This window comes from Vibrio ishigakensis (assembly GCF_024347675.1).
Classification (GTDB): Bacteria; Pseudomonadota; Gammaproteobacteria; order Enterobacterales; family Vibrionaceae; genus Vibrio; species Vibrio ishigakensis.
On the sequence record NZ_AP024881.1, the window covers coordinates 293076 to 318040 of the forward strand.

The 24965-nt window shown below is 46.7% G+C and carries 21 protein-coding genes; 14 read left to right on the forward strand and 7 right to left on the reverse strand.

Annotated features, from left to right (window positions below):
• The first annotated feature begins 92 nt into the window (after positions 1-92).
• Both djlA and Pcarn_RS01470 read left to right on the forward strand, forming a co-directional pair.
• Complete coding sequence (gene djlA, locus Pcarn_RS01465) at positions 93-935, forward strand: co-chaperone DjlA (protein WP_261834638.1); 843 nt, start codon at positions 93-95, stop codon at positions 933-935.
• 7 nt (positions 936-942) lie between these two features.
• The gene (locus tag Pcarn_RS01470) at positions 943-1482 is read left to right on the forward strand and encodes a DUF924 family protein (RefSeq protein WP_261834639.1); all 540 of its coding nucleotides are present in this window, start codon (positions 943-945) and stop codon (positions 1480-1482) included.
• Here the strand turns inward: Pcarn_RS01470 and Pcarn_RS01475 are convergent.
• The 5 genes from Pcarn_RS01475 to leuA form a co-directional block, all read right to left on the reverse strand.
• Entirely contained in the window at positions 1472-2251 is a 780-nt protein-coding gene (locus tag Pcarn_RS01475) for a DUF547 domain-containing protein (protein ID WP_261835623.1), read from the reverse strand. The genes Pcarn_RS01470 and Pcarn_RS01475 overlap by 11 nt on opposite strands.
• Before the next feature lie 91 nt (positions 2252-2342).
• Entirely contained in the window at positions 2343-2945 is a 603-nt protein-coding gene (gene leuD, locus Pcarn_RS01480) for a 3-isopropylmalate dehydratase small subunit (protein ID WP_261834640.1), read from the reverse strand.
• Positions 2946-2957: 12 nt separating this feature from the next.
• Positions 2958-4361, reverse strand: a complete 1404-nt coding sequence (gene leuC, locus Pcarn_RS01485) for a 3-isopropylmalate dehydratase large subunit (RefSeq protein ID WP_261834641.1) — start codon at positions 4359-4361, stop codon at positions 2958-2960.
• 10 nt (positions 4362-4371) lie between these two features.
• A complete protein-coding gene (leuB, locus tag Pcarn_RS01490; protein ID WP_261834642.1) occupies positions 4372-5463 on the reverse strand; it encodes a 3-isopropylmalate dehydrogenase in 1092 nt (363 codons plus the stop codon).
• A gap of 60 nt (positions 5464-5523) precedes the next feature.
• Positions 5524-7074: a 2-isopropylmalate synthase gene (gene leuA, locus Pcarn_RS01495; RefSeq protein WP_261834643.1), complete on the reverse strand. Its 1551-nt coding sequence runs from the start codon at positions 7072-7074 to the stop codon at positions 5524-5526.
• A gap of 394 nt (positions 7075-7468) precedes the next feature.
• Here leuA and Pcarn_RS01500 point away from each other — a divergent pair, with 394 nt between their 5' ends.
• The 10 genes from Pcarn_RS01500 (at position 7469) to Pcarn_RS01545 (ending at position 20564) form a co-directional block, all read left to right on the forward strand.
• Positions 7469-8119, forward strand: coding sequence for a TetR/AcrR family transcriptional regulator (locus tag Pcarn_RS01500; RefSeq protein ID WP_261834644.1), 651 nt, complete (start codon positions 7469-7471; stop codon positions 8117-8119).
• On the forward strand, positions 8109-9419 hold the full coding sequence (locus tag Pcarn_RS01505; protein ID WP_261834645.1) for an efflux RND transporter periplasmic adaptor subunit: 1311 nt from the start codon (positions 8109-8111) through the stop codon (positions 9417-9419). Before Pcarn_RS01500 ends, Pcarn_RS01505 begins: the two co-directional genes overlap by 11 nt.
• Positions 9416-12523, forward strand: a complete 3108-nt coding sequence (locus Pcarn_RS01510) for an efflux RND transporter permease subunit (RefSeq protein ID WP_261834646.1) — start codon at positions 9416-9418, stop codon at positions 12521-12523. The genes Pcarn_RS01505 and Pcarn_RS01510 overlap by 4 nt, the downstream gene beginning before the upstream one ends.
• 125 nt (positions 12524-12648) lie before the next feature.
• On the forward strand, positions 12649-13206 hold the full coding sequence (locus tag Pcarn_RS01515) for a phosphatase PAP2 family protein (RefSeq protein WP_261834647.1): 558 nt from the start codon (positions 12649-12651) through the stop codon (positions 13204-13206).
• A 1-nt stretch (position 13207) separates the two neighbouring features.
• Complete coding sequence (locus tag Pcarn_RS01520) at positions 13208-14266, forward strand: MJ1255/VC2487 family glycosyltransferase (RefSeq protein ID WP_261834648.1); 1059 nt, start codon at positions 13208-13210, stop codon at positions 14264-14266.
• A 364-nt stretch (positions 14267-14630) separates the two neighbouring features.
• Positions 14631-15608 (forward strand): transcriptional regulator LeuO, encoded by a 978-nt coding sequence (gene leuO, locus Pcarn_RS01525; RefSeq protein WP_261834649.1) that lies wholly within the window; start codon positions 14631-14633, stop codon positions 15606-15608.
• Positions 15609-15825: 217 nt separating this feature from the next.
• A complete protein-coding gene (locus tag Pcarn_RS01530) occupies positions 15826-17667 on the forward strand; it encodes an AMP-dependent synthetase/ligase (RefSeq protein ID WP_261834650.1) in 1842 nt (613 codons plus the stop codon).
• Positions 17668-18017: 350 nt separating this feature from the next.
• Positions 18018-19739: an acetolactate synthase 3 large subunit gene (locus Pcarn_RS01535; RefSeq protein ID WP_261834651.1), complete on the forward strand. Its 1722-nt coding sequence runs from the start codon at positions 18018-18020 to the stop codon at positions 19737-19739.
• Between the two features lies 1 nt (position 19740).
• Entirely contained in the window at positions 19741-20235 is a 495-nt protein-coding gene (gene ilvN / locus Pcarn_RS01540) for an acetolactate synthase small subunit (RefSeq protein ID WP_261834652.1), read from the forward strand.
• Positions 20236-20432: 197 nt separating this feature from the next.
• A complete protein-coding gene (locus Pcarn_RS01545) occupies positions 20433-20564 on the forward strand; it encodes a hypothetical protein (protein ID WP_261834653.1) in 132 nt (43 codons plus the stop codon).
• A 71-nt stretch (positions 20565-20635) separates the two neighbouring features.
• Here the strand turns inward: Pcarn_RS01545 and pykF are convergent, their stop codons facing one another.
• The gene (pykF, locus tag Pcarn_RS01550) at positions 20636-22048 is read right to left on the reverse strand and encodes a pyruvate kinase PykF (protein ID WP_261834654.1); all 1413 of its coding nucleotides are present in this window, start codon (positions 22046-22048) and stop codon (positions 20636-20638) included.
• A 456-nt stretch (positions 22049-22504) separates the two neighbouring features.
• On the opposite strand from pykF, the gene Pcarn_RS01555 reads away from it, so the two are divergent.
• Together Pcarn_RS01555 and Pcarn_RS01560 are read left to right on the forward strand one after the other, a co-directional pair.
• A complete protein-coding gene (locus tag Pcarn_RS01555; RefSeq protein ID WP_261834655.1) occupies positions 22505-23485 on the forward strand; it encodes a Gfo/Idh/MocA family protein in 981 nt (326 codons plus the stop codon).
• Entirely contained in the window at positions 23482-24411 is a 930-nt protein-coding gene (locus Pcarn_RS01560; RefSeq protein WP_261834656.1) for a LysR family transcriptional regulator, read from the forward strand. The genes Pcarn_RS01555 and Pcarn_RS01560 overlap by 4 nt, the downstream gene beginning before the upstream one ends.
• Here the strand turns inward: Pcarn_RS01560 and Pcarn_RS01565 are convergent.
• Positions 24408-24899: a hypothetical protein gene (locus Pcarn_RS01565; protein WP_261834657.1), complete on the reverse strand. Its 492-nt coding sequence runs from the start codon at positions 24897-24899 to the stop codon at positions 24408-24410. The two genes, Pcarn_RS01560 and Pcarn_RS01565, sit on opposite strands and share 4 nt — an antisense overlap.
• Between the last annotated feature and the right edge of the window lie 66 nt (positions 24900-24965).

Below are 24965 nucleotides of genomic sequence, written 5' to 3' on the forward strand. Positions count from 1 at the left end.
CGGCAGAATGTTCCTAATGATAATAGAATTTGGAACGACAGGCACTAAAGAGAGCGCATTACTCTTTAAAAATTAGTAGATTGAGAGAGAACATGTTTGTTTTTGGTAAAATTTTAGGCGCCTTTTTTGGGCTTCTTTTCGGTGGACCATTAGGCTTGTTATTTGGCCTAATTATAGGTCATAGCTTCGACCGCGCAAAAGCAAGACAAGCGGGTTATCGTGGCGGATTTGGCGGCTTTCAAAATAACGTCAATCCAGCGCAGAAAGCAGAGTTTTTTGAGGCCGCATTCTCAGTAATGGGTCACGTTGCAAAGGCCAAAGGCCAAGTAACAGAGAGCGAGATTCAGCTGGCAACCATCATGATGCAGCGCATGAACCTTTCTCCCGAGCAAAGACGCGTCGCACAAGAGGCGTTTAGAGAAGGTAAATCGTCATCTTTCCCACTTCGCTCTGTGCTTAAACGAGTAAAGGGTGCGGCCGGTGGTCGACACGACTTACTGCAGTTTTTCCTTGAACTTCAAATCTCAGCTGCATTTGCCGATGGCAGTATTCACCCGAATGAACGTGATGTTTTGCATGTCATCGCTGAAGAACTTGGTTTTAATGCTGCGCAACTGGAAAGACGTCTGCGCATGCAAGAAGCAGCGTATCGCTTCCAGCAAAGCGGCGGTTACCAAGGCCATCAGCAAGGTGGAGGTTTTCAACAAGCTCCATCTCAAGACCAGCTTGCGGCAGCTTATGACATACTAGGTGTGGAATCGGAAGCTGATTCCAAGCAGATCAAGCGAGCTTATCGCAAGCTAATGAATGAACATCACCCAGACAAGCTATCAGCCAAAGGTCTTCCTCCTGAAATGCTTGAGGTAGCTAAAGAGAAAGCGCAAGAGATCCAAAGCGCTTATGACTTAGTGAAAAAAGAGCGTGGCTTTAAGTAGGTAGAATATGCAATACAAGGACGTATTAGATTTTTGGTTTAATGAGTTAGAAGTAAAAGACTGGTTTGCGAAGAATCTAGATTTAGATGAGCAGATTAGACAGCGCTTTGGTAAGTTACATCAAAGTGCTGTGCAGTGTGAACTTTATTCTTGGCGAGAAATGCCAGAGGGTCGCTTAGCCGAGATCATCGTGCTCGATCAATTCTCAAGAAACCTATACCGAGACAGTGCCAAGGCTTTTGCTGCCGACGCATTGGCGTTGGCTCTGGCACAGCAGGCTGTACAACTAGGCGAGGACAACAATCTCACTTCTGAGCAAAAGAGCTTTTTGTATATGCCCTATATGCATAGCGAGTCCTTGCTAGTGCATGAACAGGGGCGAATCCTGTTTGAGCATGCGGGCCTGACCTCTAATCTAGAGTTTCACGATAAACACACCGCTATCATCAAGCGTTTCGGACGCTATCCTCATCGCAATTCAGTGTTGGGAAGAGATAGCACTGCTGAGGAGAAAGACTTTCTCACTCAGCCAGGTTCTAGTTTTTAGCCTGATTTAAATTCCAGTCATATTCAAAGCGCACCTTGCCCGAAAAATCAGCCAGCTCAGGGCGATATTTGGCAAGGTGAGCAAGTACTCGCTTTTCTCCGCCAAAATCCACCGCAAACCAGTCATAGATTGATGAGAGCTCTAGGCTATTGCCCTTAAGGTTTGCGCCTTTATTGCTGTTGATGAAGGTATTCGCAGCCTGTTCAAGAAGCGCTTCTGTATTGTCTGCAGTAAAGGCTTGAGTTTGCAGGTTCGGACACCCTAGGCTAGCGCAATTCACTGCATAATGGGTTCTTGGATCGTTCCAAATCGGTCTCAGAATTTTGTGCTCGATGTCGTTGAGGGTTAGCTCTTTTCCTTGCACAGTTATCAACTCTTGGTCCCAAGGTCCAAAGCTAAATAATCCACCCAACTTGGTGATGGATTTTACCGGGTACTCTTTAATGATGAGGTCTACGGTTAGGGCGTTATACAGGTTTACCCAATAAGCATATTGCTCAGGTTTGGTATAGGTGCGTGGATCCACACCTGACAAAGCCTTGAGATAGTTCTGCAGCTTTGTCTTATCCTGCTGACTTACCTGGCCGTAACGAAATAGTGTGTACTCACCTTCAGTGACTAGATATTTATCCAAAATATCCTGCCACGCTTGATGGCTGATACCTGTACTGCTTCCATGTTTATCCCAAAATGACCACAGCTCAGCTTTTGGAGCAGCTAGAGCAGAGAAAGATACTAGGGTGGCTAACAGTAGCCACAGAGAGCGCAAAGTCGTTCGCATAACAATTTTCTTCCATTAAAAAAGGCCGTATGAAGCACACGACCTTTTTAGTATCGACTTTATTTCACCTTTTGGTGAATTAACGCATAAACGCTGGAATCTTCTGCTCGTACTCGGCAATCTTGTCTGCGTGCTGCAGAGTTAGACCAATGTTGTCCAAACCATTAAGCAGGCAGTGACGACGGAACTCATCGATTTCAAATGAGTATTGCTTACCATTTGCAGTAACCAACATAGCTTCTAGATCAACAGTCACCTCAGCACCTTCATTAGCTTCAACAAAAGTGAAAATCTCATCCACTTCTTGTTCAGTCAGACGCACTGGCACCATCTGGTTGTTGATAGAGTTACCGTAGAAGATATCGGCAAAGCTAGGTGCAATCATCACCTTAATACCGTAATCCGCTAGAGCCCATGGAGCGTGCTCTCGAGACGAGCCACAGCCAAAGTTTTCACGAGCAAGTAGGATGCTTGCGCCTTGGTATCGTGGTGCGTTCATTACAAACTCTGGATTCGCTTGCTCACCCGCATCATCTAGGAAGCGCCAGTCATGGAACAGGTGTTTACCAAAACCTACACGAGTTACCTTTTGTAGGAACTGTTTCGGGATGATGGCATCTGTATCTACGTTCGCTGCATCAAGAGGAACGACCAAACCGGTATGTTGTTTAAAACCTGACATTTTTATTTCCTCTTACTGCTCAAATTCACGAATATCGACAAAGTGGCCTGCGATTGCAGCAGCTGCTGCCATAGCCGGGCTTACCAAGTGGGTGCGACCTTCACGGCCCTGACGGCCCTCAAAGTTACGGTTACTGGTAGAAGCACAACGCTCCTTTGGCCCCAAGCGGTCGTTGTTCATCGCTAGGCACATAGAGCAGCCAGGAAGACGCCATTCAAAACCAGCCTCTACAAAGATCTTATCCAGACCTTCAGATTCCGCTTGTGCTTTAACTTGCTCTGAGCCAGGTACGATTAGTGCCTGTACATGCTCGGCTACCTTACGCCCTTTCGCTATCTCAGCAGCGGCGCGCATATCTTCAATACGTGAGTTCGTGCAAGAGCCAACGAATACTTTGTCGACCTTGTAATCTTGTAAAGAGGTACCTGCTTCTAGACCCATGTAGGCCAGTGCTTTTTCAGCCGATGCTTTCTCTACAGGGTCTGCAAAGCTTTCTGGTGCTGGGATAGGCGTATCAACAGAGATAACCTGACCTGGGTTGGTACCCCAAGTAACCTGAGGTTTGATGTCCGCAGCATCTAGTGTTACTACTGCATCAAATTCAGCATCTTCATCAGTTTTCAGTGATGACCAGTACTCAACCGCTTCATTCCAGTCTTCACCTTGCGGTGCAAACTTACGACCTTGGATATAATCGAAAGTAGTCTGATCTGGTGCGATTAGGCCAGCTTTGGCGCCTAACTCGATAGCCATGTTACATACCGTCATGCGGCCTTCCATAGTAAGGTCAGTAATTGCCTCACCACAAAACTCAACTACATAACCTGTACCGCCAGCGGCCGTGGTCTTGCCGATGATAGCTAGCACGATATCTTTCGCAGTAATGCCAGGAGCAACTTTACCTTTAACCTCGATCTTCATGGTTTTAGCGCGCGCTTGCTTCAGGGTTTGAGTCGCTAGTACGTGCTCAACCTCTGAAGTACCGATACCAAAGGCTAGTGAGCCGAATGCACCGTGGGTAGCTGTGTGTGAGTCACCGCATACGATAGTTTGACCCGGTAGGGTGATACCTAGTTCAGGACCCATTACGTGTACGATGCCTTGATACTTGTGGTTTAGGTCATACAGGCGAACACCAAACTCACCACAGTTTTTAGACAGGGTTTCCATTTGGATACGGGCCATCTCACCGGAGGCATTAATGTCCTTGGTGGTGGTGGATACGTTGTGATCCATAGTCGCGAATGTCTTGCCTGTTTGACGAACACGGCGGCCTTTTTCACGCAGGCCGTCGAACGCCTGCGGAGAAGTTACTTCGTGTACTAGGTGACGGTCGATGTACAGGATAGGGTTTTCACCCTCTGCTGCTACTACAACGTGCGCGTCATAGATTTTTTCATATAAGGTTTTAGCCATGATTGATTCCTTACGCGCCTAAGATGTACTGAGCGATCTTGTCACCCATTTCTGATGTAGTTAGAACTGTGTTTTCACCTGCTAGGTCTGCAGTTAGCTCACCTGCCGCAAGTGCTTTACTTACTGCCGCTTCAATGTCTTTAGCTGCTTGCTCTTCACCTAGGCTATAACGAAGCATTAGTGCTGCAGATAGGATTTGAGCAACAGGGTTTGCGATGTTCTTGCCTGCGATGTCTGGTGCACTACCGCCCGCTGGCTCGTAAAGACCGAAGTTGCTCTCGTTTAGACTTGCAGAAGGAAGCATGCCCATAGAGCCAGTAATCATTGCACATTCATCAGATAGGATGTCACCAAAGATGTTCGAGCAAAGCATGATGTCGAACTGAGATGGATCCTTGATAAGTTGCATGGTCGCGTTATCTATGTACATGTGGTTTAGAATTACGTCAGGGAAGTCCTTCGCTACTTCTTCTACCACTTCACGCCATAGGATAGAGCTCTGCAGTACGTTTGCTTTGTCGATAGAGTAAACGTTCTTGTTACGTAGACGCGCTGATTCAAATGCGATGCGAGCGATGCGCTCAATCTCATAGCGGTGATAAACCTCAGTGTCGAACGCTTTTTCGTTCGCCCCTTCGCCTTCACGACCTTTTGGTTGACCGAAGTAGATACCACCAGTTAGCTCTCGCACTACCACGATATCAAAACCGCGGTCTGAGATGTCTGCACGCAGTGGAGAGAAGCTCTCTAGACCTTTGTGGATCTGTGCTGGACGCAGGTTACAGAACAGTTGGAAGTGCTTACGTAGAGGCAGTAGTGCGCCACGCTCAGGTTGTTCGTTTGGTGGTAGGTTTTCCCACTTGGGACCACCTACAGAGCCAAATAGGATGGCATTAGATTCTTCACAGCCTTTAAGGGTAGCTTCTGGAAGTGGGCAACCGTGGTTGTCGATAGCGATACCGCCTACATCGAACTCGTTGCGCTCGAACTTGATTGCGTGCTTCTGCTCAATTGCGTCCAATACCTTGTGTGCTTGTTGCATTACTTCTGGGCCAATGCCGTCACCAGGTAAGACTGCAATTTTGTAAGATTTATCTGCCATGAAATGGGCTTCCTTCAAAAATAAAATAAGAAATTTCCCCTCTTGCGAGGGGAATAAAATTTAAACGGTTTCAGTAAGTTTGTTCTGTTTGATCTCTTCGATCTGATCAGCGCGATGGATGCTATTGATTACGTGAAGCAGCGCTTGGCCTGATGCCTCAACGATATCAGTAGAAACGCCGGTACCGTGGTACTTGCGACCCTTATAATTGGCGATGATGTCTGCCTGACCTAGACCATCTTCACCTTCGCCTTTTGCGGTAAGGTCGAACTTGTCTAGTACGATGTCATAACCGGTAACACGATAGATGCATTGGTAAAGGGCATCAACAGGACCGTTACCCACAGCTGCTTCGCTCTTCTCTTCATCACCACACTGAAGCTTAATGCTGGTTGTTGCCATTACGCTACCAGATTGCACGCTTAGATAGTTCAACTTGAAGAAGTCGTCTTCGTCGCGAAGGTTAGCAAAGTGCATCAATGCTTCTAGGTCGTAATCAAATACCTGGCCTTTACGGTCAGCTAGCTTCAAGAAGTCAGCATATAGAGTATCTAGATCGTACTCTTCTTCACGGTAACCCATACTATCCATATGGCTCTTAACCGCAGCACGACCAGAACGGCTGGTTAGGTTAAGGGCTTGGTTCTTAAGACCGATAGACTCTGGAGTCATGATCTCATAGGTGTTCTTATTCTTAAGCATGCCATCTTGGTGGATACCTGAAGAGTGGCTGAATGCGTTTGCGCCAACAATCGCCTTGTTGCTCTGAATAGGCATGTTACACAATTGGCTAACTAGCTTACTGGTGCGGTGGATTTCATCGTGCTTAATGTTGGTCGACACGTTGAGTAGACTTTCACGTGTCTTGATGATCATCGCCACTTCTTCTAGTGAGCAGTTACCTGCACGCTCACCGATACCATTGATGGTACCTTCAATCTGACGAGCACCCGCTTGAACTGCTGCAATAGAGTTAGCAACCGACATACCTAGGTCGTCGTGACAGTGCACGGAGATGATGGCTTTGTCGATGTTAGGAACGCGATTGAAAAGGGTTTGGATAATGCCACCGAACTCGTTTGGTACTGTGTAGCCAACGGTATCTGGGATGTTGATGGTGTTGGCACCGGCATCGATAGCCGCTTCTACCATACGACAAAGGTTATCGATTGGAGTACGACCTGCATCTTCGCATGAGAACTCGACATCATCAGTGTATTTGCGCGCATGTTTAACGGCGTTCACACCCATTTCGATAACATCATCGTAACTGCGGCGAAGTTTGTCTTGGACGTGAATAGTAGAGGTAGAGATAAAAGTGTGGATTCGGAATTGGTCAGCAACCTTCAAGGCTTCGGCTGCGGCATCAATGTCTTTGGCAACGGCGCGAGATAGGGCACAGATGCGAGAGTTTTTGATGTTTTTTGCGATGGTTTGAACTGACTCGAAATCACCCGGAGAAGAGATAGGGAAGCCAGCTTCGATAACATCAACGCCCAAGCGCTCAAGGGCATATGCGATTTGCAGTTTCTCTTTGACCGTTAGACTCGCTGACAGTGCTTGCTCACCGTCACGTAATGTAGTGTCAAAGATTATCACCTGATCACTCATGTTGGCTTCCTTATTCCGTTGTTTGATTTAAATACAAAAAAACCCGCATTCTCTTTGCGGGTTTGTTTGTTGATGGTGGCGTTTTTCGCCCACTAGCTACCCGCGCGATTAAGTCACGATCAGGAGGAGCAGTAGAGAAGTGAATACACCAAATTTCATATTAAAAAACATTCCATCAACGAAGTTAACAAATTAGTACCGCACTTCCGGCATGAGCGTCAAGCATAAAGTGGAATAAATTTGCGCAAATTTAAAATTGCAGAAATATAGGTCATATCTACGTTGGGATAACAAAATTATCCAAATCTTGGGTTTTTGATTAATTTTGTTTGTTAATCAGGTGGTTAATTTATCGCTATAATTAATCAAATGATTAATTAATGGGGTGAATAGGGTGAGAAAAGCAGGACGTCCGACCTCTGAAACCAAGACTAGGGATGCGCTATTGGAACAGGCACAACATCTGTTCACTAGCATGCCCTATGAAAAAGTATCTACACGTATGCTTGCGGAAAAGGCTGGGGTAAATCCTGCCATGATTCGTTATTACTTCGGCAGTAAAGAGGGACTGTTTGAGGCAATGATAATGCACGTGATGGCTCCAATACTGACCCATGCCCGCACTAAGTATCCCAGTTCAGACTCCAGCACCTTGGTTGGAATGCTAAAGGTTCATTTTGAGGTGATGAGTCAAGACTTAGCGTTTCCACGCCTATTATTTCGAGTGCTTGGTATGCCACCGTCTGAGGTACAAAGAAGGTTAACCGATAAGATGTTCGAGCAGATGGTAGGGAACGTCAACGAGCGACTGTTCGACAATAGTAAGGGCATTGTACGAGATGGGCTTGATCCACAGAAATGTAAGCTGAATATCTTGAGCCTAATGCTGTTTCCATTTATCGCCCCGAACGCCCTTCTCGAGAAGCATGGAATCGATATTAACCCAGAGTTCTTAAATGAGCTTTTCGCTCACAACATCGATGTCATGTTTAATGGCATCCTGCAGCAACCCGCTGATAAAACGAGTTTGACCAATGAAGATTAATAAAAAGCTGTTGTTTTTTCCTGCCTTAGCGGTGGGGGTGATCGTACTTATCATCATGATGGAGACTCGACCTGAGGTTGCGACAAAACCTGCCGGAGATCGCTCTCGCGTTGTTGAGGTGATGGAATTAGAGCCTGTGGAAATTGCTCCCGAGGCCATAGGCTTTGGCAAGGTTGCACCTAAGTTTGAGTGGAAGGCGATCGCCGAGGTGTCGGGTAAAGTAGTGTATCGTCACCCAAATCTAGAGCGCGGTCGTATCATGCCTGCAGGTACCGAGGTGATTCGCATCGATCCCTTAGATTACGAGCTTAAGCTCACTCAAGCCAAAGCGGACCTCAACAGCAGTGAAACCCAATTAAAGAAACTGGCACTTGAGCATAAAAATCGCCAAAACACGGTCAAGATAGAGCGAAACCGCCTAGTTCTGTCACAAAAAGAACTGCAGCGTAAACAAGACCTACGAAACAAGAAGGTGGCTTCTCAGTCTGACGTGGACACCCAACAGCAGTCTTATCTTGCTCAGCAAAAAGTCGTTCAGGATATAGAGAACCAACTAGCCTTATACCCAGATGAAAAACGAGTAGCTGAAGCGCTGGTTGAGGTAAACCGCTCTAAGGTTCAAGAAGCGGAGCGCCAGTTAGAGAAAACCTCTGTCGTGTTGCCACGAGATCTGAGGATCTCCGATGTTGGCATTGAGCTTAATCAGGTAGTCAATCAGCAACAAGAGATGATCATGGCACAGGGCCTGGATGTGATGGAGGTGGAAGCACAGCTTTCTATTCATGATGTGCAGAAGCTGATCGGCAGTATCTCCGCAGATAGTCGTGATGATGTGGGCTCTCCTTTGCCAAGTATCGGCAAGCTAAAAGCAGAAGTGAAGCTGTCTAGTGGCAGTTTTGAAGCTACTTGGCCTGCTAAGGTTGCTCGAATCTCAGACTCCATTGACCCTAGCCAAGCGACAGCAGGGGTTATCCTCGAGATCACTCAAGACTACAGTCAATTAAGTGCTGAATCAGGTCCACCGCTTGTGAGTGGCATGCTAGTGAGAGCTGAGATTGAAGGCGCGCCATCAGCAAGTTGGGTGGTGCCTGAAAGAGCACTGCACGGCGACAAGATCTATCTGTTCAAAGATAAGAAACTAGTGATTTTGCCAGTCAAGGTTCAGTATCGTCGTGACCAACAGGTAGTAATTGAGGGAGAGATCCAGCAAGGGGACAAATTGATCTTAAACGATCTCTTGCCTGCAATCCCTGGTATGGCTCTTAAGTTGGAAGAGCATAAGCAGGAGGACGAAGCGTGATTCGTTTTTTTGCGAGACACCCAACCGCAGCCAACCTATTGATGTTTCTGCTGCTCTTGGTGGGTGCGTTGACCCTTGGCACCATCAAGCGAGAGACCTTTCCTGAGTTTTCTCCGCCCTACATCATGGCCACCATTGTCTATCCGGGTGCTTCTCCTATGGAAGTGGAAGAGAGCCTGTGTGTGCGAATGGAGGATGCCGTCGATGGCCTCTCGAATATCGAAGAGACCAAGTGTGAGGCAATTGAGGGTAGTGCACGTCTGACCTTGAAGTTGGATGAGAGTGCCGATATTGGTCGTATGTTGGTGGACGTTCAAACCCAAATAAATGCCATCAACGACTTTCCAGATCAGATTGAATCTCCTGTGGTTCAAGAGCTGGATTGGAATGAGCCGGTTATCGATATCGCGATTACTGCTGATACTAGTTGGCCTGAACTTAAGGCCTATGCAGAGAAGCTAAAGCGGATTCTAAAGCTCGACTACGGCGTGTCTCTGGTTCAGGTGTCCGGCTTTTCCGACCATCAATATCGCGTTGAGCTCGATACACAAATCATGCGTCAGCTGGGCCTGAGTGTGAGTGATATTGCCGCGCAGATAGGCAGACAGAACGTAAAACTGCCGAGCGGGAACGTTGAGACACCAGATAAAAACTTCCTGATTAGATTCGATGAAAGGCGCATAACTCCGACGCAGCTTGAGAGCATAGTGGTGGGCTCAGGCCCCAATGGCTCACTTATCCGCCTTCGTGATGTTGCGACCATTACCGACCGCTTTGAGTTGGATGAGCAAAAGGTGCTGTTTGATGGCAAGCCTTCGGCCATTCTAAAAGTGAGCAAGAATAAAGAAGATGATGCCCTGCGTATTAAAGAGCAGGTAGTTAAGTTCGTTGATGATCAGCGCCATATTGCCCCAGATGGCGTCACAATCGAAACAACTAATGACCTATCCTCTGTACTGTGGGACCGCTTGACCATGATGGTGAAGAACGGCTGGCAGGGTATCGTACTAGTGTTTTTGACCATGTGGCTGTTCTTTAGTTTGCGCTACTCATTCTGGGTGGCGGCGGGGCTTCCAGTAGCCTTCCTTGGTGGCATCTTCTTGATGGCTAATTTAGGGATATCCATCAATATCATGTCGCTAGTGGGGCTTCTTATGGCGATAGGTATCATGATGGACGATGCCATAGTAATCGCCGAGTCCATCGCCTCTCACCTTGATAGGGGGCAGAGTATAGACGATGCCATTTATAACGGGGTACGAAAGGTCTTTCCAGGCGTATTGTCCTCCTTTCTAACCACGATCTGTATCTTTGGTAGTTTGCTGTTCCTCGACGGTGAAATGGGCGCGGTGCTTAAGGCTGTGCCTCAGGTATTGATACTGGTGCTCTCTTTGAGCCTAGTAGAGGCCTTCCTTATCCTGCCTCACCACCTTGCGCATTCTTTGCATGCAAAGAAAAAAGAGCGTCCGGACCTTAAATTCAAGCGAGTATTCCTTGAGAAGTTTGAGCACTTTAGAAATACCACGCTAGTAAACGCAGTCGATAAAGCGGTTGAGTATCGCTACCTATTTATGGGCGGAGTGATTGCCACCTTGCTCATCTCTATCTCTCTATTAGCCGGTGGGCATCTTAAGTTTGTGCCTTTTCCAGAGCTAGATGGTGATATTGCCGAGGCTCGTATCATTTTGCCTCCGGGCGCATCATTGAGCCAAACGGAAGCAGTAGTGGATAAGCTTATTGCGTCAGCAGAAAAGCTAGACAAAAAATGGTCTCAGGAGATGGAAGGCGGTGAGCCTTTGGTGCAGCACATTACCGCCAGTTTCAATACCAATGCTGATGCCAACGAATCTGGTCCGCACCTAGCCACAGTGCGGTTAGACCTTCTTGGCGCGGAGATTCGAAATACCCTTATCGATGATTTTGTTGATGCTTGGCGTGAGGATGTGGGTGAGTTAGCTACGCCTATTTCTATGGTGTTCAAACAGCCAACCATGGGCCCAGGCGGCCGAGCCATTGAGATCCGAGTACAACACGATGATCTGCGTGAGCTAAAAGCCGCTTCCATTGAGATTCAGTCTTACCTGAATGAGTTCGACGGCGTACACGGTGTATTGGATGATATGCGTATGGGTAAGGAAGAGGTGTTAGTTAAGCTTCGTCCCGGCGCTGAAACCTATGGTGTGAACGGGCAGATGATTGCCAATCAGCTCCGTGCTGCCTTTTATGGTCAAACTGCTGATGAGATTCAGGTAGGCGTAGAGAACATCAAGATAGAGGTGCGCCTCGATAAAGAGGTTGCAGGTGATATCGAGCGCTTGGCTAATTTCCCTATCATCACCAATGATGGCGCACAGATCCCTCTAGCCAGCATCGCGACCTTTGATTTCCAGCGTAACTATGTGCGTATCGAGCGAGTTAATGGTCTGCGTACGGTGAGTGTGTTTGCCGATGTTGATAACTCAAAAGCAAGTTCAGGAGAAATCCTCAATACCTTTATGAAGCGGGAACTGCCTGAGCTTAAGAGTAAATATCCGGGATTGCGCTTTGATTTTGAAGGTGAGTCAAAGGACTCTGCGAAGACTGGCGCCTCTATGGGTAAGGGCTTCTTAGTAGGCTTGTTTGGGGTGTTCGCCATTTTGAGCTATCAATTCCGTAGTTACCTAGAACCCTTCGTGGTAATGCTTGCTATTCCGCTGGCGTTTATCGGGGTTATTTGGGGGCATTTCCTACTCGGACACAATATGAGTATGCCGAGTATGATGGGCTTTGTGTCCCTTGCGGGTATCGTGGTTAACGACTCCATACTCTTGGTGCAGTATATCCGCCATCATGTGGATGAAGGGGATAGTGTGCACGACTCAGTGGTCAAGGCGAGCCGTGAGCGCTTCCGCGCCGTGTTCATTACCTCTATGACTACCGCCGCAGGCCTATTACCACTATTGCTGGAGACTAGCCTTCAGGCACAGGTTATCCAACCTCTGGTTATCTCTATTGTATTCGGTATCTTCGCATCCACTATCTTGGTGCTGTTTATGGTGCCGTGTGCCTACGCCATCCTCGCGGATTTTGGCAAGGTAGTGAAGCACGAGGATTTGAGTGCCTAGCTAAACAAACATAGAAACCAAAACTTTTTAAAACTGTAATCTAGCTGATCGGAAAACGTCACCTCTCTGTCACTTGCGATGATTAACTTGCTTAGTAATTCATCGCAAAAGGACAGGGAGGTGCCATGAGCAGCTTTGACCTACAAACGCAACAAATTACGCGCATCAACCCCATAGTCAGGTTTGACCTAGCGTTCTCACATCTGTGTGTTGGGCATAGATATGCCAATCAGGTTGGGCAATTTAGCCGCGCAGTTTCTCACTCTGGCGATGGGCACCTATACCCTGTAATTGCCTTGATGGCTTGGATTGCCGATCCGGTGCTTGGCAAACTGCTACTCATCTGTGGCTTGATAGCCTTTGCCATTGAACTGCCTATCTATTGGATAGCGAAGAATAGCTTCCGTCGCCGCCGCCCTCATGACCTCTCAACGCAAATCTGTAACTTTATTGAGCCGTCGGACAAATACAGCATGCCTTCTGGACACACTGCAGCTGCAACCATAATGGCGACCTTGATCTGCGTGTTCTTTCCTAGCTTGGCTCTGATTGCTGTGCCTTGGGCCGCCATGATAGCCCTGTCTCGTATCCTGCTTGGGGTGCATTTCTTTAGCGATATCGTAGCGGGTGTGATTCTGGGCGTTTCAGCGACCTTGACCGCAATGTGGATTGTAGGAGTTTAAATTGAAGATTCTATATGGCGTCCAAGGGACGGGAAACGGTCATATTGCTCGCGCGAGGGCGATGGCAAAAGCGCTAAAACGTACCGAGGGCATTGACGTTGATTTTGTATTCTCTGGTAGAGAGAAACAGAAGTACTTTTCTATGGATGTGTTTGATGATTACCGCACCTTCTCTGGGCTGACCTTCAACTCCAGCAAGGGCAAGGTGGACTACATCAAGACCGCGACTAGCAATAATTTGGTAGAGCTGTTTCAGGATATCAGCACAGTAAACGTCAAGGAATACGATCTAGTGCTGAATGACTTCGAACCTGTTACCGCTTGGGCTGCCCGAAAGCAAGATGTGCCATGTATCGGTATCAGTCACCAGAATGCATTCCGCTATCATGTACCAAAGAAAGGCTTTGGTTTGATGGATAAGACCATTATCCATCACTTCGCACCGGCCGATTTTCATCTAGGACTGCATTGGTATCATTTCGACCAACCTATATTGCCACCTATAGTGCACATAAATGCGCCTATGGAGGTGAGTGAACAAGACTTTATCCTGGTGTACCTGCCTTTTGAAGATCTCAAACAGGTCAGTGAATTACTGCAGCGCTTCGGTGAGTACCAATTCCGTTGCTATCACCCGGATGTGCGAAATGCAGATGACTATCAGAATATTCAGTTTCGTCCTCTCTCTGTGGATGAATTTCAAAGAGACCTGTTTGCCTGCCAAGGGGTGATCGCCAACGGCGGATTTGAGTTGCCCTCTGAGGCGTTGAGTCTAGGTAAGAAATTATTGTTGAAGCCATTGGAAGGTCAGTTTGAGCAGCAGAGCAATGTTGCTACTATCGACTATCTTGGCCTGGGTAAGGCAATGCTAGAACTTGAACCCAGCATAGTGCGAAGCTGGCTCGAAGAGGACAAGCCGGATCCTATCTCTTATCCTGATGTCGCCTCTGCGATCTCACAGTGGGTAGTGGAAGGAGAGTGGGATCAACAACAGAAGTTGAGCGATGCTTTATGGAAACAGGTCGATTTTCCTAGCCACTGCACCCACCTGATGGATTGATAAAATAGAGTTATAGCTCTCGTTAAATATGCAGAACCGACGCTGACAATCGTCGGTTTTTTTGTCTCTTTCGTTACTTAAATGGAACGCTGATTTTCATTTTTGCATCAAAAAGTCTACTAAAAGCTAATTTATATGTTTTTACACTTATATCAAAGCCTTGATCTAAAAGGGGTTTTATAAAGTGGTGCTAAAATGTACTGATTCTTTGTCAAATCGTTTGGCACGGTGAATGTTTTTGCCAGATAGTAGCCGTCGTTGATTATTCATCCAGTTGATGACTGAAAGATAAATGAGTACTTACAGATATGTATGTACTCGCATAAATCCAGTTCGGTGAACTTATTTGAAAGAGACAAACGATATGTTGACTAGCAATACCCAAAACACAGTGACAAAAGGAGTTCGTCAAGAGAGTAACTTGCGTGGTGTGGATCTAAACCTATTGACGGTTTTTGATGCAGTAATGCAAGAGCAAAACATTACCCGTGCGGCACAGAATCTAAATATGTCGCAGCCAGCGGTGAGTAACGCAGTGGCACGATTAAAGGTAATGTTCCAAGACGAACTTTTCATGCGTCAAGGTCGCGGTATTGCGCCAACGTTGCGTGCACGCCAACTATTTGGCCCAGTGCGTCAGGCGCTGCAGCTAATTAAGAATGAACTACCAGGCGCAAGCTTTGATCCTGTGACTTCGACTCGCAACTTCTCAGTGGCTATCTGCACACCAAATGATGTGCGTTTTGCCCCTCGTCTAATGCGTGATGTTGCGGCACAAGCTCCGAATGTTACCCTTAAGCTAGACTCTCTAGCGGGCAATACATTAGAAGAGAAGCTTAAATATCAGGATATCGATTTTGTTATCGACTACGCGAAGTTCGAAAAAGAAGGCTTTGTAAGCACAGAGATCTTCTCTGATGAGTTAGTAGTAGTGTGTTCGAAAAATCATCCTCGTCTTGGCGGTGTAAGCTCGATGAATCTAGAGCAGTTCCAAAATGAAAAGCACGCTCGTCTATCTCGCGTAAACGGCATGGTGAGCTTTAACGAGCTTATCTATAAGAATCTCGATTGTGAGACCGCCTATCAAGGTGCAACCCTAGGTAACCTTATTGCAGTAGCGGCTCAGTCTGAGCTTATCTGTGCGGTACCAAGCTGGATCACTAAGTACTTCCCAGACAGCCTAGGCATCCAAACCATTCCTTATCCGAAAGCAGAGAAGCAAGTGAAGGCATATCTGACCTGGCACGAGTCTATCCAAAAAGATGGCGCTCACACCTGGATGCGTGACCAATTGATGGCGATTTGTGGCGAGGTTGCATCGGAAGAAGCTACTGGTTTCTAAGCCAAAAGATTACATTCAGTTACAAAAGCACTGTAGATCAAATTTACAGTGCTTTTTTTATGTCCAAATCCTTGTAACTACTACCCTTATGGGGAAAAGAGAACGTGGCGGATGTCGCATTTTGTATAGCGTTCAACGCAATATAATTGCGTTTTATTTACTCGGATGTAGACTAGGCGCTCACTCAGCTTACAGGTGTAAGCCAAAAGGTAAGGTTATGACCATCACAGAGTTTCATATTGTCAAAAAAGTACGTCAGCGCGCCATTGACGGAGGAGATAAGATCGCCCTAAAACACAAGGTTGGGGGTGATTGGCAAGGTATCTCTTGGAAGCAATTTGGACAGCAAATGGATGCTGTATCGCTGGCTCTGATGGCTCAAGGATTGAGTGTTCAAGATAAGGTAGGTATCAATTCCAACAACATGCCGAAGTGGAGCATGGCTGATTTGGGATCGCTGCAAGCACGCCTAGTGACTGTGCCTATCTATCCAACCAATACCGCAGAGCAATCTGCATATGTAATTGAAAATGCGGACGTTAAGGTGCTGTTTGTTGGTGAACAAGAGCAGTACGATGCGGCCGTATCTATCTTCGATGAATGCCCTCAACTAGAGCTTATCGTGGCAATGAGCGAGGACATCAACCTTGGCGAACACTCAAATGTTCTGTCTTGGGATGCCTTCATTGAGCAAGGTCAACAAGCCTTAGCTGAAAAGCCGGAGTTGCAGCAAGACCTGGACCAACGTATCGAAGATGCTAACCTAGATGACTTAGTAACCCTTATCTATACCTCAGGTACAACAGGTCAACCTAAGGGTGTAATGCTCGATTACGCCAACTTCGCTTCTCAGCTGAAAGGCCATGACGAGAGATTGAGCCTAGGCGAAGATGACGTATCTCTGTGTTTCCTCCCGCTTTCTCACGTGTTCGAGCGTGCTTGGACCATGTACGTGCTGTATAAAGGCGCCACTAACTGCTATCTAATCGACACCATGCAGGTGCGTGAAGCCCTAGGTGAGGTTAAGCCTACGGTAATGTGTGCGGTACCGCGTTTCTACGAGAAGATCTTCTCTGCTATCCATGAAAAAGTATCTCGCGCTTCATTCGTGAAAAAAGCTATGTTTACTTGGGCGGTGAACATGGGCGCACGTATGGCACTATGTAAGCAAGAGGGCCGTGAGCCTTCGGTGATGCTGAAGAAGAGCCATGCTCTAGCGGATAAACTAGTGCTAGCTAAGCTTCGTGAACTGCTGGGTGGACGTATTAAGATGATGCCGTGTGGTGGTGCGAAACTGGACGAGACTATCGGTCGCTTCTTCCACGCTCTGGGTCTAAACGTCAAGCTTGGCTATGGTATGACAGAGACTACTGCAACCGTTTCTTGTTGGGATGAGCCAGCATTTAACCCAGATTCCATCGGTACCTCTATGCCGGGTGCTCAGGTGAAGATTGGCGAGAACAATGAAATCTTAGTTCGTGGTCCTATGGTAATGCGCGGCTACTATAAGCTTCCTGAAGAAACAGCAAAGACCTTTGATGAACACGGCTTCTTGAAAACCGGTGATGCAGGTCATTTTGACGACAATGGCAACCTATTCATTACCGATCGCATCAAAGAGCTAATGAAAACCTCAGGCGGTAAGTATATTGCGCCTCAGGTAGTTGAAGGCACTATCGGTAAAGATCACTTTATCGAGCAGATCGCGGTTATTGCAGATACGCGTAAGTTTGTATCCGCATTGATTGTTCCAAGCTATGAAGCGCTAGAAGAGCACGCCAAAGAGCTGAATATCAAGTATCACGACAAGGTCGACCTGATCAAGCACAGCCAGATCGTTGAGATGCTTGAGGCGCGCGTTGCTGAGCTTCAGCAGAACCTAGCGAAGTTTGAGCAAGTCAAGAAGTTCAAGCTGTTACCTAAAGCGTTCTCAATGGAGAAGGGTGAACTAACCCCGACTCAGAAGCTTCGTCGTAAAGTGATCAACGAGCGTTATCAGGAAGAAATTGAAGATATGTATGCTGAAGGTGGCAATCATAAGGCAAAACCTAAGCATTAATTTCTAAATACTGAAGATTTAAAGGCCACTGAGTGTGAATAACCTCAGTGGCCTTTTTGTTTTATATCAATGGGTTATTAATGCTCTTCACCTCGAAAACCAGTTTCTGTGAAACCCTGTTAATGAATTGTGTTTTTTACGTAGACATTTGTGGGTTAAAAGCGTTATCTTGAACAGGTTATTCTGCATCTGCTATGGCAGGTTCAGAAACATAGTAAGAACAGGCTCCACATGGGCTCATCGCCCTTGAGGAAGCGAGGATTTCACGATTAGGCTACGAATAAGCCCTAAACTATGTCAAACCGCTTAGTTCATACACCCAATGGGCTAATGACGGTAAGGAGAAGTTAATGGAAATGCTATCCGGCGCTGAGATGGTCGTCCAGTCATTGATTGAAGAACAAGTAGAGCAAATCTTTGGCTATCCGGGCGGTTCAGTTCTCGACATCTACGATGCCCTTCACGCAAAGTCAGATCAGATCAAACACGTGTTGGTTCGACATGAGCAAGCGGCTACCCACATGGCAGACGGCTATGCCCGCGCCACAGGTAAGCCTGGCGTGGTTATGACCTGCTCTGGCCCTGGCGCAACTAATACTATCACAGGTATCGCAACCGCTTATATGGACTCTATCCCTATGATAGTGATCACCGGCAACGTACCGAACAATCTTATCGGTAATGACGCCTTCCAAGAGTGCGATATCGTGGGTGTATCTCGACCTGTGGTAAAACACAGTTTCCTAGTCAAGCGCGCTGAAGACATCCCAGAGACTATTAAAAAAGCATTCTATATTGCATCCACCGGTCGCCCAGGCCCTGTGCTTATCGACCTGCCAAAGGATGTGATGAATCCGCTAATCAAACTGCCATACGAGTACCCTGAGTCGGTTAAGATGCGTTCTTATAATCCGACGACCTCGGGTCACAAGGGACAGATCAAGAAAGCCTTGAAAGCGCTTCTTGAGGCGAAGAAACCTGTCCTTTACGTTGGTGGTGGTGCGGTAATCTCCGAATCTGACGAATACCTAGTTCAGCTTGCTGAAGAACTGAATATCCCTGTAGTAAGTACGCTAATGGGACTTGGTGCCTTCCCAGGAATGCACAAGAATTCTCTGGGCATGCTAGGCATGCATGGTACCTATGAAGCCAATATGGCGATGCATAATGCCGACCTTATCTTCGGTGTGGGTGTACGCTTTGACGACCGTACCACCAACAACCTAGAGAAGTATTGTCCAAACGCTAAGGTTATCCACATCGATATCGACCCTTCTTCTATCTCGAAGAACGTACGTGTAGATTTACCGATCGTGGGTTCAGCGGAGAAGGTACTGCAAAGTCTAACTTCACTGCTGAGCACTAATGACGCGCGCAACGATAAAGAGGCACTGGATACCTGGTGGAGCGAGATCGAGACCTGGCGTGAGAAAGAGTGTCTTTCTTATGAAACCTCTACAGAGCGTATCAAGCCACAACAGGTTATTGAAACCCTGCACAAATTGACCAATGGTGATGCCTATGTGGCATCGGATGTGGGTCAGCATCAGATGTTTGCAGCGCTTTATTATCCGTTCAAGAAATCACGTCGTTGGATCAACTCTGGTGGCTTAGGCACCATGGGCTTTGGCCTGCCTGCTGGTATGGGAGTTAAGTTCGCTCACCCTGAAGAAGAGGTAGTGGTGGTAACCGGTGATGGCAGTATTCAGATGAATATTCAAGAGCTATCTACTGCGCTGCAATACGATATTCCAGTTAAGATCATCAACCTGAACAACCGCTTTTTAGGTATGGTTAAGCAGTGGCAGGACATCATCTATCAAGGTCGTCACTCCAACTCATATATGAGCTCAGTACCAGACTTTGCCGCTATCGCTGAGGCCTATGGTCACGTGGGTATCAGAATCCAATCTCCAGATGAACTAGAGTCGGGCCTTGAGAAGGCGTTGGCGATGAAAGACAGGCTGGTGTTTGTGGATATCAGCGTAGATGAGACAGAGCACGTATACCCAATGCAGATCAAAGGCGAGGGTATGGATAAGATGTGGTTGAGCAAGACGGAGAGAACCTAACATGAGACACATTATTTCGCTGTTAATGGAAAACCAATCAGGGGCCCTGTCTCGCGTTGTAGGTCTGTTTTCTCAACGTGGTTACAACATCGAATCCCTGACCGTATCTCCGACTGATGATGAAACCCTATCGCGTCTAAACATCACCACTGAGACCGATGAGCTTCAGCTAGAGCAGATCCAAAAGCAACTGCATAAGCTTATCGATGTGCTCAAGGTGCAAGAAGTCACTGAGTTTGAACACATCGAGCGCGAGCTGATGATGGTGAAGCTCAAGGCATCAGGTTTTGCTCGTGCAGAGGTAAAGCGTACCGCAGATATCTTCCGAGGGCAGATAGTGGATGTGACGGCATCTCAGTATACGGTTCAACTTGCGGGTACCAGTGAGAAGCTGGATGCCTTTATCAAGGCGGTATCAGAGATCACCGATGTTATTGAGGTGGCTCGAAGCGGAGTAGTAGGTATTGCTCGTGGTGAGCGTACACTCAAGCCTTAATCACACCCAAACAAAACTGTGATACAACAAAAGCTACTTCTGAAAAGGAGTGGCTTTTTTAGTGCAAAAATTTGAGTGAAAACTAATACTCAGTTGAAGGTGCTTGATTGTTTGAAATTTAACCGATAAGATTCGTGCAAATTTTAATCGCCCAGACAGAAACGGAATTGTGCTCTGGTTAGAAGAAGAGGCGAGATATGCTAAAGAGTGCGTTTGTTCGATTGATCGTTAGTGGCTTGATGTTGATGGGTATGACGGTGAACCCTATCTATTTTCTGGCGATGGCGCTTCTGATGAACACCCATAGGCGAGAGCTGTTCGCTTATTAATTTTCTTTTCTAAGAAAACAAAAAAAGAGAGCCAATTGGCTCTCTTTTTAGCATCTAAACAGGTCTGTAAATTACAGTACGTGTACAGAAGCAGTGTTAGTAGTGCCTGAAGCAACTAGTGCACCAGAAACCATGATTACGATGTCGCCTTTCTTACCAAGACCAGTCTCAAGAGCAATCTCTTTACCAGCCATGTAGAACGCATCAGTGCTCTCGATAGAGTCAACAACTACTGGAGTAACACCTTTAGTTAGAACTAGCTGAGCAGCAGTCTTAGTGTTAGTAGTTACAGCAATGATGTTTGCAGTTGGGAAGTATTTACGTACAGAACGTGCAGACTTACCAGCTTCAGTAGCAACAACGATTAGAGGAGCAGCTAGCTTCTCAGCAGTGTCTACAGCGCCTTTACATACAGCTTCAGTGATACGTAGACGTGGGCTGTCTAGACGAGAACCTAGTTCAGCTTTTAGAGCGCCGTCAGTACGTGCACAGATTTGAGCCATGATAGTAACAGCTTCTACTGGGTACTTACCTTTAGCAGTTTCACCAGAAAGCATTACTGCGTCAGTACCGTCCATTACTGCGTTCGCAACGTCACCAGCTTCCGCACGAGTAGGACGTGGGTTTTGGATCATTGAGTCAAGCATTTGAGTTGCAGTGATAACCATCTTACGAGCGCGGTTACACTTCTCAATCATCATCTTCTGAGCGAAGATTACTTCTTCAGCTGGGATTTCAACACCTAGGTCACCACGAGCAACCATGATGCCGTCAGAAGCTTCAAGGATAGCGTCGAAGTTGTCTACACCTTCTTGGTTCTCAATCTTAGAGATGATGTGGATGTTCTCGCCACCGTTCGCGTTTAGAAGCTCACGGATTTCTTTAACGTCTTCTTCTTTACGAATGAAAGAAGCAGCAACGAAATCAACGCCTTGCTCACAACCGAACTTAAGGTCAGCTTTGTCTTTCTCAGAAAGAGCTGGAAGCTGTACAGATACGCCAGGAAGGTTAACACCTTTGTTTTCGCCTAGTGCACCGTTGTTAAGAACTTTACACTTAACTTCAGTTTCAGTAGTAGAAAGCACTTCCATTTCGATTAGACCGTCGTCTACTAGGATAGTGTTACCAGCAGTTAGGTCTTTAGCGAAACCAGCGTAAGTTACCGCTACAGTTTCTTTGTTACCAACTACAGAAGTGTCAGTAGTGAATGTGAACTCTTGACCAGCTACTAGATCAACGTCATTGCCGCCTTCTAGCTTGATAGTACGGATTTCTGGACCTTTAGTGTCGAGTAGGATAGCTAGTTGCTTACCTGTGTTCGCCATTACTGTGCGGAAGTTCTCGATACGCGCAGAGTGCTCAGCGAAGTCACCGTGAGAGAAGTTCAAACGCATTACGTTCATGCCAGCGTTCACTAGCTCAGTTAGCTTCTCTACAGACTCAGTTTTAGGGCCAATCGTACATACGATTTTGGTCTTTTTCATGGAAAATACTCTCCGGTAAGTATTATGTAAGTTCAAATAGGATACTGGCGGCTATATTACTTCATTTGTAATTAAATTACAAAATTTACCGTCAGCACTTACATCGCTGTGCCTGTACGGTTACCAGGACCCTATTGGGAAATTCTGACGAATTTTGCTTTGAAAACAGCTTTGAAGCCGATTCTAAAGCGGTTCATCTCTCAGTTTTTTGCTTTTGCTCACATTTTCAGTGAAGTAATAGACAAAATGAGAAATGTAATAAAATTTCTTGATGGTGTCGGATTCTAACACCTTACGAGACTGAATTCACGGCTCAGATTTGTCTTAGAACAAGGTTTTAGCGCAAAATATTTATTTTTAACAATGAAATAATTATTACCCCCAGTTTTGCTCAAATTTGACGACCCCTAGCGTGCTATAGTGCCTCGAAATCAAAATGCTCCAAGGTAGGAAAAGATGTTGAAACTGGCCATCGTTGGCACCAACTGGATCACCGAGCGCTTTGTGCGCGCAGCCCTAGATACCCATCAATTTGAACTGTTCGCGGTCTATTCTCGCAATCAAGACTCAGCCAAAGCGTTTGCTAGCAAGTTTGATGTCACTCGAACCTTTACTGATCTAGAAGAGCTCGCGAGTAGTGAGGCTGACTGCATTTATATTGCGAGCCCTAACTCGCTACACGCTCCTCAAGCGATGCAGATGATGGAAGCGGGGAAGCACGTCATCGTTGAAAAGCCAATGGCATCCAACTTCCCACTTGCCAAGCAGATGTTTGAGGTAGCAGAGCGTTGTGGTGTGGTGCTGTTTGAGGCGTACATGTCTGAGTATCTGCCAAACTTTGCGGTACTAAAGCAGAACCTAGAGCGCCTAGGGCAGGTGAGAAAGGCCAATATCCACTATTGCCAATATTCTTCTCGCTATCAAAAGTATCTCGATGGGAAGAACCCAAATACCTTCAATCCTGCTTTCTCTAATGGCTCCATAATGGACATCGGCTTCTACTGTGTCTCAGCAGCAGTTGCTCTTTTTGGTGAACCAAAGTCGGTTAAGGCGGATGCGGTTAAGTTGGACACAGGTGTGGATGGCCACGGTAGCGTGATTCTTAACTATGGTGAATTTGATGCGGTTTTGACTCACTCTAAGGTTAATGACAGTTTCTTGCCTTGTGAGGTACAGGGAGAAAAAGGCACATTGCAAACGGACATGATAGCTCTATGCAACACGGTTTCATTTCATCAAAGAAACAAAGCACCGATTGACCTCACTCAGCAGCAGCATTCAAACCCTATGTACTACGAGGCGCTTGCGTTCGCAGATTGCGTAAAAAATGGTGAGATAAAAGAAGAAGCTAAACAGCGCGCGCTAACTGTGTCTAAACTGATCACTGAGATACGTCGCCAAACTGGTGTCACCTTCCCAGCTGATGAGAATCTATGAGAACCAAGAGTAAACATTTTGACCTGAACCTTTTGCGGGTGTTTGTGGCTGCTTATCGCAGTCAGTCGGTAACCAAAGCAGCCGATGAGCTGGATATGACCCAGTCTGCGGTGAGTAACGCTTTGGCGAGACTAAAAGAAGGGGCAGGTCAGGAGCTCTTTTCTCGCACAGGGCGAGGCATCAAGCCGACCCGTTTTGCTCAAGACCTTTATCAACGAGTCTCAATGCCACTGTTGGATATCGAGAGATCCCTTTCGGGTATTGAGACCTTTGAGCCAGAGCAGAGTCTGCGAAGCTTCGAGGTGTACTGTAATGAGGGGCTGTTGTATATCTTGCAACAAGTGCTGCAAGACAACCCTATGCCGGAAGGGCTAGAAGTAATAGTCAAAGAGTTGCCGCCTACAGAGCAAGAGATTTATGAGCACCTAAGTGATGACAGGGTCGATTTGGTTTTAGACGTCATCAAGCCGTCTTCTAGAATCTATCAGTCTCAACTGTTAACCGACAATCTGCTCTGCTGCGTGGTTCGAAAGGACCACCCAAGGCTGACCCAAGATACCATTAGCAAAGAGAGCTATATGGCAGAGAAGCATGCCATGCTAAATCTTCGTCGCCATAGCCTTTCTTTTGTGGGTATGCTGGTGAGCGAGGTGCTACCTATGCGCAAGGTATACAGTGAGCATGCCTCTTTGGTCGGTATTATGGGGGCAGTATCGCAAAGTGAAGCGGTAGGCACGGTTCCCATGCACCTAGCTAAGCAGTACAAAGATATCTTTAATCTGGATATCTTGCCGTTTCCGTTTGAGGAGAATAAATACCACACCTATCTTGTGTGGAACACTCGCTTGAGTGACAACTCAGCCAACCAATGGCTGAGAGAGCATGTCACTAAGGTGATGCATAAGGCATTGGGCATAAAGCCCTAGCTTTGAAGTAAACCTTCTATATCTTGTGGCAGGTGAATAACACCGAGTTGTTTGGCCTGCTCAAGGCTTATTTGATTCTGCAGTATTGCCGCCAATGTATCCACATCGATTAGGATGGCATCCTCTACATCACCAGCGGGTACTTCATGCTGCTTGATGTCTAATTTACCCTCATTGATATCGAGTCTAAGGTAGTGCCCTTCGCTGGTTTCAAACAGATACCAACTGCCTTGAATTGCGGGATTTAGTTTACCTTGCATGCGTTGCTTGAGTTGATACACCAACATCATCATCTTTTGGTCGTACCTGGCTCCTTGAGCTGCTGAAAACTTTTGCTCTTTTAGGGCTTTGTGGGTGGCAAGTTGAACGGAAAAGGTTTGCTTTGGCACTGTATATAGCGCTCCTGTGCCCACACCATCCATGACACATGCAAACAGGCTAGAAGAGAAAAGGGCGGTAATCGCGGCGATAGTGATAATCGACTTCATGGTATGTCCTCTGTACTAATAAAGGCCCCTTGCGGGGCCATAAGTCAGCCAATGACGCTGTTATTA